Source organism: Agrobacterium sp. CFBP2214, from assembly GCF_030209895.1.
Classification (GTDB): Bacteria; Pseudomonadota; Alphaproteobacteria; order Rhizobiales; family Rhizobiaceae; genus Agrobacterium; species Agrobacterium radiobacter.
This window is the reverse complement of record NZ_JARVRC010000005.1, coordinates 82,374-95,546: the sequence shown is the minus strand read 5'-3', so window position 1 is coordinate 95,546 and position 13,173 is coordinate 82,374. Positions and strand designations below refer to the sequence as shown.

The window sequence follows — 13,173 nt, the reverse complement described above, 5'->3', positions numbered from 1 at the left end:
ATTTTTTGAGAGCCGGCGTCGTCTTTGAAATGGAAGGCCGGCCTTCCGGAAAAGGTGGGTAAGACTATGGAACTCGACATAGTGGCGCTGTCGCGCCTGCAATTTGCAGTGACGGCCTTGTATCACTTTCTGTTCGTTCCCCTGACGATCGGACTGTCGGTGGTGATCGCCATCATGGAAACGGTCTATGTCATGACCGGCCGCACGATCTGGCGGCAGATGACGAAATTCTGGGGCACGTTGTTCGGCATCAACTTCGTGCTTGGCGTTTCCACCGGCATCGTCATGGAATTCCAGTTCGGCATGAACTGGAGCTACTACAGCCACTATGTCGGCGATATTTTCGGTGCGCCGCTGGCGATCGAGGGCATGATGGCCTTCTTCCTGGAAGCCACCTTCGTCGGGCTGTTCTTTTTCGGCTGGGATAAATTGTCGAAACTCGGCCATCTCGTCGCGACATGGTGCGTGGCGCTCGGCTCGAATTTTTCGGCGCTATGGATATTGATCGCCAATGGCTGGATGCAGAACCCCACGGGCTCTGCCTTCAATCCCCAGACCATGCGCATGGAAGTGACGGACTTCTTCGAGGTCCTGTTCAACCCGGTGGCGCAGGCGAAGTTCGTTCACACGGTTTCCGCCGGTTACGTGACGGCCTCCATCTTCGTGCTCGGCGTTTCGGCCTGGTATGTGCTGAAAGGCCGCCATGTCGATTTGGCCAAGCGTTCGATGACGGTCGCCGCTTCCTTCGGTCTCGCATCGGCGCTGTCGGTCGTCGTGCTGGGTGACGAAAGCGGTTATCTCTCGACCGAACACCAGAAGATGAAGCTCGCCTCCATCGAGGCCATGTGGGAAACCGAGCCGGCCCCGGCACCCTTCACGGTCATCGGTTTTCCCGATCAGGAAGCGCGCGAGACGCATTTCGCGGTGAAGATCCCGTGGGTGATGGGTCTTATCGGCACCCGCTCGCTCGATACGCAAATTCCGGGCATCAACGATCTGGTGGAGCAAGCCAAGACCCGCATCCGCGACGGCATCAAGGCCTATGACGCGCTGATGCAGATACGCGCCACCGGTAAAGGCGCGCAACTGCCCGAAGAGGTGCGCGGCACCTTTGCGGAACTCGGCCACGAGCTTGGTTATGCCCTGCTGCTGAAACGATATGTCGATGATCCGCGCCAGGCGAGCGAAGAGCAGATTGCGAAAGCTGCGGCGGATACCATTCCGCATGTGCCGACGCTGTTCTGGGCGTTCCGCATCATGGTCGGCCTTGGCATGTTCTTCATCCTTCTGACGGCGACGTTCTTTTATCTTTCGGCCCGCCGCCGGCTGGATCACTATCCGTTGCTGCTGAAAGTGGCGGTCTTCGCCATTCCGCTGCCGTGGATCGCGGCGGAAATGGGCTGGGTCGTGGCCGAATTCGGCCGCCAGCCATGGATCATCGAGGGTGTGCTGCCCACTGCCGCTGCCGTCTCCAGCCTCAGCGCCTCGACGGTTCTGATTACGCTTCTGTGCTTCATCGCCATCTACACGGTGCTGTTCATCGTCGAGATGGGGCTGATGCTGAAGGCGATCCGCAAGGGGCCTGATCCGGACCATGAGCCGGAAGCGCCGCTCGTTCCTGAAAAACTCGTCGCTGCGGAGTAAACGATCATGATATTGCACCAACTCATCGACTACGAAATCCTCCGCGTCATCTGGTGGCTGCTGCTCGGCGTGGTGCTGATCGGTTTCGCCGTTACCGGCGGTTTCGATCTCGGCACCGGCGCGCTGCTGCCCTTCGTGGCGAAAACGGATATCGAGCGGCGTGTCGTCATCAATTCCATCGGCCCGGTCTGGGAAGGCAATCAGGTCTGGCTCATCCTTGGCGGCGGCGCGATCTTCGCCGCCTGGCCGCCGCTTTATGCGGTGTCGTTTTCAGGTTTTTACCTGGCGATGTTCGCCACCCTGTTTGCGCTGATCCTGCGGCCGGTCGGTTTCAAATATCGCTCCAAGCGTGAAAGCACCGCATGGCGCACCGGCTGGGACTGGGCGCTCTTTATCGGCGGCTTCGTTCCCGCGCTGATCTTCGGCGTGGCGATCGGCAATGTGCTGCAGGGCGTTCCCTTCCACCTCAATGACGACCTCAGGATTTTCTACGACGGCACGACGCTGTTCGAACTTCTGAACCCCTACGCCATCCTCTGCGGCCTCGTATCCGTCGCCATGCTCATCATGCATGGTGCGGCATGGCTGGTGCTGAAGACGGATGGTCCGGTGGCGGCCCGCGCCCGCGCTTTTGGCAGCATCGCGGCCCTTGCCACGTCAGTTCTGTTTGCGCTCGGCGGCGTCTTTCTGTGGCTCGGTATCGATGGATATCGCTTCACCTCTGACATCGTGACCGACGGTCCGTCCAATCCGCTGTCGAAGACGGTCGAGGTCGCAAGCGGCGTCTGGTTTTCCAACTATGCGGCGCATCCATGGATGATGCTGGCGCCGGCGCTCGGTCTTGTCTTCCCGCTCGTGGCCTTCATCTTGTTCAGGGCCCGCAAGGAGGTGCTGGCGCTGCTTTCCAGCTCGCTCGCCATTTTCGGCATCATCTCAACGGTAGGGCTAGCGATGTTTCCCTTCATCCTGCCGTCCTCGGTTGATCCGAAATCGAGCCTGACGGTATGGGATGCATCGTCCAGCCATATGACGCTGTTCATCATGCTGGTCGTCGCCCTCATCTTCATCCCGATCATCGTCGCCTATACATCATGGGTCTATCGCGTGCTGTGGGGCAAGGTGGACGAAAAGGCGATCCGCGACGACAGCGGTCACGCTTATTGATCAAGAAAGAAGGAGATCGAACATGTGGTATTTCGCCTGGCTGCTCGGCCTGCCTCTCGCCGCCATCTTCGCCGTCATGAACGCGATGTGGTATGAGCTGATGGAAGAAAACGCGAAAAAGGTCGAAGCGAAGCTGGATAAATAAAGCTTTGGCGAAAACCTCTCCTCCGTCATGCCGGACTAGATCCGGCATCCAGCCACGGCGCGTCTGCGCCGTGAGAAGAGTCTTTTTGCGATCAAGGACTTGATCGCGCTAGACCCCGGATCTGGTCCGGGGTGACGGAATGCGGATGATGCAACTCTGCCAAATATACAAGGGCGGCATCCGGTTAGGATGCCGCCCTTTTGTTACAACCGCCGTGCCTGCGATGCGCGGCTTCAGTGGATCGCGATGCCGCGCTTGTCCGCTTCTTCCTTGATGATGTCTTCGACGATGGCTCTGTTGAGATTTGGATTTCCCAGAAGATAGTCGTCGGCGATCTCGAAGATCGACTTCGGATGCTCGGTCCTGTGCAGGGTGTCGAGGTCCTGGCCGATCTGCTCTCGAAGGCTGGAATAGTCGTCCATCGCGGCTCTCCCGTTTATCGGTTCAATCCAGAAGGTCGGCCGGAACCTTGCCACCGTTCTCGGACAGTTTCTTGATGACGGCCTTGTGCAGCCAGATGTTCATGGTCGCCGAATCCGAGGTGTCGCCGGTATAACCGAGCTCGCCGGCGAGTTCCTTTCTGGCCGTCAGGCTGCTGTCGAGGTCGAGAGCCTTGAGAAGATCGACGATGGAGCGTTTCCAGTCGAGCTTCTGGCCGTTCTTCTTGACAGCCGCATCCAGAATCGAAGCGACGTCCACATTGCCGGCGGGTGCCGGAGCCGCCGCTGTCGGAGCGGGCGCGGCCGGGCTTGCTGTGGTCGGGCTGGCGGTGGTCGACGGTGTTCCGGCCGGAGCCGAAGTCTGCGGCGCGGCCTCGGCCTTGCCGAAAATAGCGTTCTTGATCTTGTCGAAAAAGCTCATGGTGTCCTCCCCTTAGCGGCGAAATGCCCGCCCGATGGCGATGAGAATGCAGGCGCCGATGAAACCGGCGATGAGATAACCAATCCAGCCTCCGAGCGAAATGCCCACGAGCCCCAGAAGGAAATTGGCGACGATGGCGCCGATAATGCCGAGAATAATGTTCATGAAAACACCCATATTGCTTTTCATGAACTGTTCCGCGAGCCATCCGGCTACGCCACCGATGATGATTGCTGCAATCCAGCCAACTTGTGCGTCTTCCATAACAGGCCTTTCCTTTCTAAAGAGGTCAGAAGGCACTGGACCCGCATTTTTTGCGCACGTCCCCCCGCCTTGAATTGACCCCAGGCGGGATACTAACGATGACGCGGAACTTTTGTTCCGTGCGGCGTGCACGCTATCGCAAACTCAACCCTGGTTCTCAAAATCCAGCCCGATATCGAGAACCGGTGCGCTATGGGTCAGCCAGCCGACAGAAATGAGGTCGATGCCGGTTGTGGCGATGGCCGCGGCCGTTTGCGGATTGATGCGGCCGGACGCTTCGGTCATGGCGCGACCGGCGACGATCCCTACGGCCTCGCGAAGCTGTTCGGGTGTCATATTGTCGAGGAGAACCGCATCGACGCCCTCGTCCATGACGTCACGCAGCTGCGCAAGCGTATCGACTTCCACCTCGATCTTGACCAGATGCCCCACGCCCTGCCGGGCGCGGCGGATGGCGTCGCGCACGCTGCCGGCCACGGCGATATGGTTGTCCTTGATGAGAACAGCGTCATAGAGCGCAAAACGATGGTTCATGCCGCCGCCGGCGCGCACGGCATATTTTTCCAGTGCTCTCAGCCCCGGCGTCGTCTTGCGGGTGCAGGCGACCGAGGCTTTGCTGCCGGCAATGGCGGCAACGATTTTTGCGGTGACGGAGGCGATGCCCGACAGGTGGCCAAGGAAATTCAGCGCCGTGCGCTCCGCCGTCAGAAGGCCGCGCGAGGGGCCTTCGATCGTCGCGATGATATCGCCGGGGGCCACGCTTGCCCCATCCTGCACATGCCGTTTCATCACGATGGCCGGGTCTACCAGCTGGAAAGCAAGGTCCGCCGCATCGAGACCGGCAATAACGCCCGGTTCGCGCGCAGCCATGACGACGACCGAGCGATGATCGGCGGGAATGACGGCGGCGGAGGTGATATCGCCCGCCAGCCCGAGGTCTTCCAGGAGGGCGTTGCGCACGAGCGGTTCGATGATGAGGCGTGGCAGGGGAGAAAGGATCATGTCAGGCGCTCCGCGCAAGGCTGGCCGAAGAATGGCTGGAAGAGGAAAATTCGTGGGCGATGGTAATCACGTCGCTAAGGCTCAGCCTGCGCCTTGTCGCCGCTGCGTCCTTTTCAGGAAAATCGTCGCGGAAATGCGCGCCGCGCGATTCCGTGCGTTGCGCCGCGAAGACGGCGACGGCCAGCGCAACAAGGGCGGGATCGGATGCCGGGCCGTTCCGCTCAGTCAATGGCAGAAGATCACGGATCGCGCCCGTCAGTCCTTCAGCATGTCTCACGATACCGAGATGGCGGGAAACGATGGGCCGGACGGGAGAGAGGTCGACTGCCGGGAAGTCAGGCACGGGGAGGGTTGCGATATCAGCTGGCTGTTTTCCAGCATATGTCGGCCTGCTGGCAATGTCTTCCGCTGCGCGCATGCCCATGGCGGCCGCTTCCAGCAGGGAATTGCTGGCAAGCCTGTTTGCGCCATGCAGCCCCGTGCAGGCGGTTTCGCCGGCAACCCAAAGGCCCGGCAACGAGCTTCGGCCTCTGCCATCGGTGGCGACGCCGCCCATATGGTAATGCACCGCCGGGCGGACCGGCACGAGTTCGCGGGCGGGGTCTATCCCTGCCTCCCGGCAGAGCAGGTCGATCGAGGGGAAACGGGTGGAAAAGCCCGAGCCGAGCGCCTTGCGGGCATCGAGAAAGACCCTGCCGCCGCGCAACATTTCGCGGTCGATGGCGCGGGCGACAATATCGCGCGAGGCGAGTTCCGCACCCGGAACATCAGCCATGAAACGTTCGCCGTTCTCATTAAGTAGAAGTGCGCCTTCGCCCCGCACTGCCTCGCTCACCAGCGCCAGCGGCCGTCGTAGCGAGGAAAGCGCCGTCGGGTGAAACTGGACGAATTCCATATCGGCGAGGATGGCGCCGGCGCGGGCGGCGAGCATGATGCCCTGTCCGAAATTGCCGGATGGATTGGTCGTCGCCTCATAAAGCCCGCCGAGGCCGCCGGTGGCGAGAACGACCTGTGTGGCCGGCAACGTAAAGCAGCCTTTGGGGCCGATGCAGGCGAGACCGGCGATGGCGCCGTTTTCCGTCAGCAGGCGACGAACTTCCGTGCCTTCCAGAACGGTGATGGAGGGTGTGCGAAGAACGCTGGCGGCGAGAGCCGTGACGATGGCCGCGCCCGAACCGTCACCTTCGGCATGCAGGATGCGCCTTCTGCCATGGGCGGCCTCCAGCCCGAAGACGAGCCTGCCCGCGGCATCACGGTCAAAGCGCACCCCCGCCTGCTCCAGCGCCTCGATGACGGCGGGGGCGGCGGAAACGATCTCTGCGGCCATTTCAGCATCGCAGAGGCCGTCACCCGCGGCGAGCGTATCGGCAAGGTGGAGGGCTGCACTATCGTCGGGGCCGAGGCTTGCCGCAATACCGCCCTGCGCCCAGGCGCTGGACGTCTCGCCGCCGAGAACGCCGCGTGTGATAAGCAGCACAGGCTGCGGCGCAAGCGTCAGCGCCGCCATCAGGCCGGCAATGCCGCTGCCGACAATGACCGTCCAGCCCGCATGCGACGGGAGGCGTTCGTTCATACTTCCAGCATCCTTTCCACGGCGCGGCGGGCGGCGACGGCGATAGCCGGATCGACCGTCACTTCGTGGCGGTTTTCCTCAAGGGCCGTGCGGATGTTGCCAAGCGTGATGCGCTTCATATGCGGGCAGAGATTGCAGGGACGGATGAATTCGACATCCGGGTGATGTACGGCGACATTGTCGCTCATCGAGCATTCCGTCAGAAGCACCACGCGGGCGGGGCGTTCGCGGCCGACATAGTCGGACATGACGGCGGTGGAACCGGAAAAATCCGCGGCCTCCACGACATCGGGCGGACATTCCGGATGCGCCAGCACGGTGACGCCGGGATGGCTTTCCCTGAGTTCTCTGATGTCATCGGCGGTGAACAGTTCATGCACCTCGCAATGGCCGCGCCAGGCGATCAGTTCGACATTGGTTTCCTTCGCCACGTTCTTTGCCAGATATTCATCCGGCAGCATCAGCACGCGCGGCACGCCGAGCGATTCCACCACCTGGCGGGCATTGCCTGACGTGCAGCAGATGTCGGAGGCCGCCTTCACCGCAGCGGACGTGTTCACATAGGTGACAACCGGAACGCCGGGATAGGCCTTGCGCAGAAGGGCAATGTCCTCGGGCGTGATGGAATCCGCCAGCGAGCAGCCTGCGCCCATATCCGGAATGAGCACGGTTTTTTGCGGATTGAGCAGCTTTGCCGTCTCGGCCATGAAATGCACGCCGGCGAGAACGATCACATCCGCTTCCACTTCCATCGCCTTGCGGGCAAGGGCAAGGCTGTCGCCGACGATATCGGCGACGCCGTGGAAGATTTCCGGTGTCTGGTAATTATGGGCGAGGATGACCGCGTTTCGCTTGCGCTTCAACTCGAGGATCGCATCCACATCGTCCTGAAAGCCCATCCATTCGGCCTTGGGAATCACCCGGGCGACGCGATCATAGAGGCTTGCGGCGGATATCTGTTCGTTCACGGCACTCTCCCATTTATACTCTGTTTGAGTATATCTAGGACAAAGAGATATTCTCATTGTGAGTATATGTCAATTGCGGGAGAGGGGCAGTTTTGTACCTGAGAGGGCGCGTTCATCGAGAACGGTCTGGCGGAAGCGGAAAAGCTTTGCCGGGCGGCCGCCGGTTTCGGTCGCCATGTCGCCGGTTTCTTCCACCAGCTGCTGCTGTTCAATCAGCCGGCGGAAATTCTGCTTGTGCAGCGTCAGCCCGGCCAGCGCCTCGATAGCGCGCTGCAGCTGCAGGAGCGTGAAGGCATCGGGCATCAATTCGAACACCACCGGCCGGTATTTGATCTTGGCCCTCAATCGCGCAATGCCGGTGGCGAGAATGCGGCGGTGATCGGCAAACATGGGCCTGCCGAAATTGATCCGCGGATCGCCCTGCGCTTCCTCAACCAGCCCGGCTTCATACAGCAGCTCATAGCGCTGCAGGGTCAGTTCCTCGTTCCAGCCGCCGCCATCTAGGCCGAAGGTGAAGTCCGCCCGCAAATGGCGCTGGCTTTTGCAGGCGGGATCGGAATCCGCCCAAGCACGCAGCCTGTCGATGATGCTGTCCAAAACCTCAGGGCGTCCCTGGCGATGATCTTCCCAGGGGAAATATTCGTACCAGCCGTGCCAAAGGGCGCGTTTGCCGCCTGAGGCTTCCTGCTCGCGAACCAGCCCAAGATAACCGATGGAGATGGTTCTGCCGCCCAAAATGTCGTTGTTGCGGTCGCGATCGGCGAAGGTGTAGAGCTGTTCGAGATAACCGACGGGGTGGTGGGTCTGTTCGTGGATCCATTCCCGCAACCCGCTCTGGAGCGTTCTGTGCCCGAATTCGAACGGCCCCGACGGAAGTGCTGCGCCTTCCCGAACGGTCATGACCCGCGGCTCATCCGTGGTGATGGCGGTGACGACGGCGATGAGTTCGGCATGGGCAAGCCCGATGGTCACGGCGGCTCCTCTGGTCGTTGGCTCTAGGGTCAACCTTCTTTGGCACAGGAAGGTTGGTTCGCCAACATGGCGGCCGAAATGGGCTGTCGATAATCCGCCGCCCACAAAACCGCGTCTCATCAGACAAAAGGATGAATTCTTGTGGTTAGCCGTCTATCGTCTGGTATGTTACAGACCCGCACAAGCATTTCAGACGGTAGAAGGCCGATGTTGGAGAACATATCGCTCGAAGAGACACTTGTGGGTTATTATACCTGGAACATCGGGCAGAACCTGATCTATCTCGATGCCGTGGCGGCCCGCCTGCGCGAATTCTCGCCGGAAAAAGCCGCCTGCGGCATTCCGGTCGAAGATTTCATCGCGCAGATCGAAAGCGGCTCGCGCGCACGCGTCGCCAAGGCGGTTTATAATTCGCTGACAAATGGCGTGTTCTATGATCAGGAATATCGCATTCAGCTCAAATCCGGCGGTTTCCGCTGGTTGCGGACAACCGGACGGGTGATCCTGGATAGCGACCAGCTCCCGATCATGGCCATGGGCACCGTGCGGGATGTCAGTGCGTGCAAGGTTTTATTGATGTGATATGCGGCCGGTCACTTTCGTAAAGACGGCCGATTTATTTTATGTCGTTCATTGTTTTGATGTTGCGGTGACATGGTCAGGCAGATCGCAATTTTGCTGTTTCAGATCGTCCTTGCCATAGGCCTCGGCATAGCCGGCATCCGCATCGCCTCGCTCGTCAATGGCGAGGCGACCTCCGCACCGGCGAGCCTTGCCGCCAATACGGAACTGCTGTGGACCACCTCGCCGGTGCGGGTCGATCCCCGTAGCCAAAATTACGAGCGCATTCCGACGCCGCCAGATCTCTATCCGATAAAAATGCATGCGGACCAGCGCCTGCGTGTGATTTCCAGCAACCGCTTTACCTTCAAGGGCCAGGAATTCCGCCTCGCCGGCGTGGAGGAGGTCGAACGCAACCGCGTCTGCACCGGCCCCGACGGCCGCCGTTACGCCTGCGGCCTCAACGCCTTCAAGGCGCTGGAGAACCGGCTGCGCGGCAGATATCTCGAATGTCGGGTGGTGGAGGAGGTGAGTGCGCCGGGTTCCCTGGAGTGCCGTATCAACGGGCAGGATGTGCGGGCGCTGCTGCAATAGGCGATGACGTCAAATGGCCTAAAAGATGAATAGGACCGGTTGGCCGAAAGCAGAATTTATTGTCTGAGAAGATTTGGTGGAGCTAAGCGGGATCGAACCGCTGACCTCTTGCATGCCATGCAAGCGCTCTCCCAGCTGAGCTATAGCCCCATAAGGGTTCCGGCATTTCTTCCGGTTCCGGGAACCGAAGCGGTTGTTGTTCCGTTCGGTGGCGGCTTACTACTGCGGCTTTCCGACGAGTGCAAGCATAAAAAACGGCCCGGCGTCATTTTTTTGTCGTCGGGCCGAATTATCGAGTAAAATCAAGCTTCTTCGTCGTCGCCCGATACGCCGATGATGCCGGACATGTCGTCGTCGTCATCTTCGTCGTCGGTTTCGAGGAAGGTGTCGTCATCGTCGTCGATTTCGACGTCATCGTCGTCACCCAGATCAGGGATTTCGTCGCCGCTGTTGTCGCCATCGGCATCTTCCAGCGAGACGAGTTCGACTTCCGTGTTTTCGGTATCGACTTCCGCCACTTCCTCTTCTTCAGCCTGCTCCATCTTGGCCTGGGCGGTGCTTTCCTCGAAGAAGGACAGCGGCCAGGACTTGCCGGTGTAGGGAGAAACGACCGGGTCGCGGTTCAGATCGTAGAACTTCTTGCCGGTATCGGGGTCTGTGCGCTTGGTACCAAGTTCCGCTTTTGCCACTGTCTAAGCCTCAAATTGTCGGATGAGTTTCGGTGTGTACGCCGTAAAACCGGCATAGACGGTAAAATTTATAGCCGGTCCCCTTAATCGTTGCGCTCTTTCGTGTCAAAGACAAACTTCGGGTGCCGCCTGCCTCGGCGCAACCCCTATGCGGGGATGCTGATATAAATAGGGAGGCATGACACACTCTATTATATCAATGACGGATGCACAGGCGGAAAGCTTCATGACCTTCACGATCGCCATAGACGGGCCGGCCGCGGCGGGCAAAGGAACCCTATCACGCAGGATCGCCGAGACCTATGGTTTCCACCATCTCGATACCGGGCTGACCTACAGGGCAACCGCCAAGGCGCTTCTGGATGCCGGCCTGCCGCTCGATGACGAGGCCGTGGCCGAGAAGATGGCGCTGGAGGTCGATCTTGCGGGGCTCGATCGCGCCGTTCTTTCCCGGCACGATATTGGTGAGGCGGCGTCCAAAATAGCGGTGATGACGCCGGTGAGACGCGCGCTCGTCAAGGCGCAGCAGCGTTTTGCCTTGAAGGAGCCGGGCACGGTGCTTGACGGACGCGACATCGGCACGGTGGTGTGCCCGCAGGCGCCGGTGAAACTTTACGTCACGGCCTCTGCCGACGTGCGGGCGCGACGCCGTTACGACGAAATTCTGGCCAATGGCGGCAGCGGCGATTATGATGCCATCTTCACTGAGGTGAAAAAACGCGACGAGCGCGACATGGGCCGCGCTGACAGCCCGTTGAAGCCGGCTGAAGACGCGCACTTGCTAGATACGTCGGAAATGAGTATAGAGGCGGCGTTTCAGGCCGCGCGGACGATCATCGACGCCGCCCTGGAGAAACAGGTTTCTCGCGGAACCGCTTGAATTCGGTCCGCGTTTAGTCCGGAATTGCCCGAAGTCATGTCCTTGCGCCGGAAAGCCTTTTGAAAAGGCGGGCATGGGGTCGGGTATCAACAACACTAGCCCACCGGCGCTTTTGTATTCGTCATAGCGCGGATGCAATCAGGAGATTTCATGTCAGTATCTACCCCCACGCGCGAAGATTTCGCAGCGCTTCTCGAAGAATCCTTTGCCTCTAACGATCTTGCCGAAGGCTATGTTGCCAAGGGTATCGTAACGGCAATCGAGAAGGACGTTGCCATCGTCGACGTCGGCCTCAAGGTTGAAGGCCGCGTACCGTTGAAGGAATTCGGCGCGAAGTCCAAGGACGGCACGCTGAAGGTCGGCGACGAAGTCGAAGTTTACGTCGAGCGCATCGAAAACGCTCTCGGCGAAGCCGTTCTGTCGCGCGAGAAGGCTCGCCGCGAAGAAAGCTGGGTCAAGCTCGAAGCCAAGTTCGAAGCTGGCGAACGCGTCGAAGGCGTTATCTTCAACCAGGTCAAGGGTGGTTTCACCGTCGATCTGGACGGCGCTGTTGCCTTCCTTCCGCGTTCGCAGGTCGACATCCGTCCGATCCGCGACGTTACCCCGCTGATGCACAACCCGCAGCCCTTCGAAATCCTCAAGATGGACAAGCGTCGCGGCAACATCGTTGTTTCGCGCCGCACGGTTCTCGAAGAGTCCCGCGCCGAGCAGCGTTCTGAAATCGTTCAGAACCTCGAAGAAGGCCAGGTTGTTGACGGCGTCGTCAAGAACATCACCGATTACGGTGCGTTCGTTGACCTCGGCGGCATCGACGGCCTGCTGCACGTTACCGACATGGCATGGCGCCGCGTCAACCATCCTTCGGAAATCCTCAACATTGGCCAGCAGGTCAAGGTTCAGATCATCCGCATCAACCAGGAAACCCACCGTATCTCGCTCGGCATGAAGCAGCTCGAGTCCGATCCGTGGGATGGCATCTCCGCCAAGTACCCGGTTGGCAAGAAGATCTCCGGTACGGTCACGAACATCACCGACTACGGTGCATTCGTTGAGCTGGAGCCGGGCATCGAAGGCCTGATCCACATTTCCGAAATGTCCTGGACCAAGAAGAACGTACATCCCGGCAAGATCCTGTCCACGAGCCAGGAAGTCGACGTTGTCGTTCTCGAAGTCGATCCGTCCAAGCGCCGTATCTCGCTCGGCCTCAAGCAGACGCTGGAAAACCCGTGGCAGGCATTTGCCTACAGCCATCCGGCCGGCACTGAAGTTGAAGGCGAAGTCAAGAACAAGACCGAATTCGGCCTGTTCATTGGCCTCGAAGGCGATGTTGACGGCATGGTTCACCTGTCGGATCTCGACTGGAACCGTCCGGGCGAACAGGTCATCGAAGAGTTCAACAAGGGTGACGTGGTCAAGGCCGTCGTTCTCGATGTTGACGTCGAGAAGGAACGCATCTCGCTCGGCATCAAGCAGCTCGGCAAGGATGCTGTCGGCGAAGCCGCTTCTTCCGGCGACCTGCGCAAGAACGCAGTCGTTTCCGCTGAAGTCATCGGCGTCAACGATGGCGGCATCGAAGTGAAGCTCGTCAACCACGAAGACCTCACCTCGTTCATCCGTCGCGCTGACCTTTCCCGTGACCGTGACGAGCAGCGCCCTGAGCGCTTCTCCGTTGGCCAGGTTGTCGACGCCCGCGTCGTCAACTTCTCGAAGAAGGACCGCAAGGTCATGCTTTCGATCAAGGCTCTGGAAATCGCTGAAGAGAAGGAAGCCGTCGCACAGTTCGGTTCTTCCGACTCGGGCGCTTCGCTCGGCGACATCCTCGGCGCGGCTCTGAAGAACCGCGGCGAATAATCGCC

15 protein-coding genes and 1 tRNA gene are annotated in these 13,173 nt (G+C 60.0%); 7 read left to right on the top strand and 9 right to left on the bottom strand.

Features of this window, described 5'->3' with window-relative positions:
• Positions 1–66: 66 nt before the first annotated feature.
• The 3 genes from QRN60_RS15015 to cydX are packed head-to-tail and all read left to right on the top strand — an operon-like array spanning position 67 to position 2,953.
• Positions 67–1,644 (top strand): cytochrome ubiquinol oxidase subunit I, encoded by a 1,578-nt coding sequence (locus QRN60_RS15015; protein WP_111820660.1) that lies wholly within the window; start codon positions 67–69, stop codon positions 1,642–1,644.
• 6 nt (positions 1,645–1,650) lie between these two features.
• A complete protein-coding gene (gene cydB, locus QRN60_RS15010) occupies positions 1,651–2,808 on the top strand; it encodes a cytochrome d ubiquinol oxidase subunit II (protein ID WP_060723432.1) in 1,158 nt (385 codons plus the stop codon).
• 22 nt (positions 2,809–2,830) lie between these two features.
• Positions 2,831–2,953, top strand: coding sequence for a cytochrome bd-I oxidase subunit CydX (gene cydX, locus QRN60_RS15005; RefSeq protein ID WP_107677753.1), 123 nt, complete (start codon positions 2,831–2,833; stop codon positions 2,951–2,953).
• A 233-nt stretch (positions 2,954–3,186) separates the two neighbouring features.
• On the opposite strand, the gene QRN60_RS15000 is transcribed toward cydX, so the two are convergent.
• From QRN60_RS15000 to QRN60_RS14970, 7 genes are all read right to left on the bottom strand, one after another.
• Positions 3,187–3,375 (bottom strand): hypothetical protein, encoded by a 189-nt coding sequence (locus tag QRN60_RS15000; RefSeq protein ID WP_080864605.1) that lies wholly within the window; start codon positions 3,373–3,375, stop codon positions 3,187–3,189.
• A 22-nt stretch (positions 3,376–3,397) separates the two neighbouring features.
• Positions 3,398–3,814, bottom strand: a complete 417-nt coding sequence (locus tag QRN60_RS14995) for a DUF3597 domain-containing protein (protein WP_080867088.1) — start codon at positions 3,812–3,814, stop codon at positions 3,398–3,400.
• Positions 3,815–3,826: 12 nt separating this feature from the next.
• Positions 3,827–4,078: a GlsB/YeaQ/YmgE family stress response membrane protein gene (locus QRN60_RS14990; RefSeq protein WP_003508605.1), complete on the bottom strand. Its 252-nt coding sequence runs from the start codon at positions 4,076–4,078 to the stop codon at positions 3,827–3,829.
• 144 nt (positions 4,079–4,222) lie between these two features.
• Positions 4,223–5,080 (bottom strand): carboxylating nicotinate-nucleotide diphosphorylase, encoded by an 858-nt coding sequence (nadC, locus tag QRN60_RS14985; RefSeq protein WP_112278391.1) that lies wholly within the window; start codon positions 5,078–5,080, stop codon positions 4,223–4,225.
• Position 5,081: 1 nt separating this feature from the next.
• A complete protein-coding gene (locus QRN60_RS14980) occupies positions 5,082–6,653 on the bottom strand; it encodes an L-aspartate oxidase (protein WP_112278390.1) in 1,572 nt (523 codons plus the stop codon).
• Positions 6,650–7,621, bottom strand: coding sequence for a quinolinate synthase NadA (nadA, locus tag QRN60_RS14975; RefSeq protein ID WP_003508608.1), 972 nt, complete (start codon positions 7,619–7,621; stop codon positions 6,650–6,652). The genes QRN60_RS14980 and nadA overlap by 4 nt, the downstream gene beginning before the upstream one ends.
• Before the next feature lie 69 nt (positions 7,622–7,690).
• Positions 7,691–8,593, bottom strand: coding sequence for an NUDIX hydrolase (locus QRN60_RS14970; protein WP_003508614.1), 903 nt, complete (start codon positions 8,591–8,593; stop codon positions 7,691–7,693).
• A 207-nt stretch (positions 8,594–8,800) separates the two neighbouring features.
• Here QRN60_RS14970 and QRN60_RS14965 point away from each other — a divergent pair, with 207 nt between their 5' ends.
• Together QRN60_RS14965 and QRN60_RS14960 are read left to right on the top strand one after the other, a co-directional pair.
• Positions 8,801–9,175, top strand: coding sequence for a PAS domain-containing protein (locus tag QRN60_RS14965; RefSeq protein ID WP_003508649.1), 375 nt, complete (start codon positions 8,801–8,803; stop codon positions 9,173–9,175).
• Between the two features lie 72 nt (positions 9,176–9,247).
• A complete protein-coding gene (locus tag QRN60_RS14960) occupies positions 9,248–9,748 on the top strand; it encodes a hypothetical protein (RefSeq protein ID WP_060723426.1) in 501 nt (166 codons plus the stop codon).
• Between the two features lie 74 nt (positions 9,749–9,822).
• On the opposite strand, the gene QRN60_RS14955 is transcribed toward QRN60_RS14960, so the two are convergent.
• Positions 9,823–9,898, bottom strand: a tRNA-Ala gene (locus QRN60_RS14955).
• Between the two features lie 152 nt (positions 9,899–10,050).
• Positions 10,051–10,437: a TIGR02300 family protein gene (locus QRN60_RS14950; protein WP_003508651.1), complete on the bottom strand. Its 387-nt coding sequence runs from the start codon at positions 10,435–10,437 to the stop codon at positions 10,051–10,053.
• A gap of 199 nt (positions 10,438–10,636) precedes the next feature.
• On the opposite strand from QRN60_RS14950, the gene cmk reads away from it, so the two are divergent.
• Both cmk and rpsA read left to right on the top strand, forming a co-directional pair.
• Complete coding sequence (gene cmk / locus QRN60_RS14945; protein ID WP_003508652.1) at positions 10,637–11,317, top strand: (d)CMP kinase; 681 nt, start codon at positions 10,637–10,639, stop codon at positions 11,315–11,317.
• Positions 11,318–11,467: 150 nt separating this feature from the next.
• A complete protein-coding gene (gene rpsA / locus QRN60_RS14940) occupies positions 11,468–13,168 on the top strand; it encodes a 30S ribosomal protein S1 (protein WP_020009998.1) in 1,701 nt (566 codons plus the stop codon).
• Positions 13,169–13,173 lie beyond the last annotated feature (5 nt).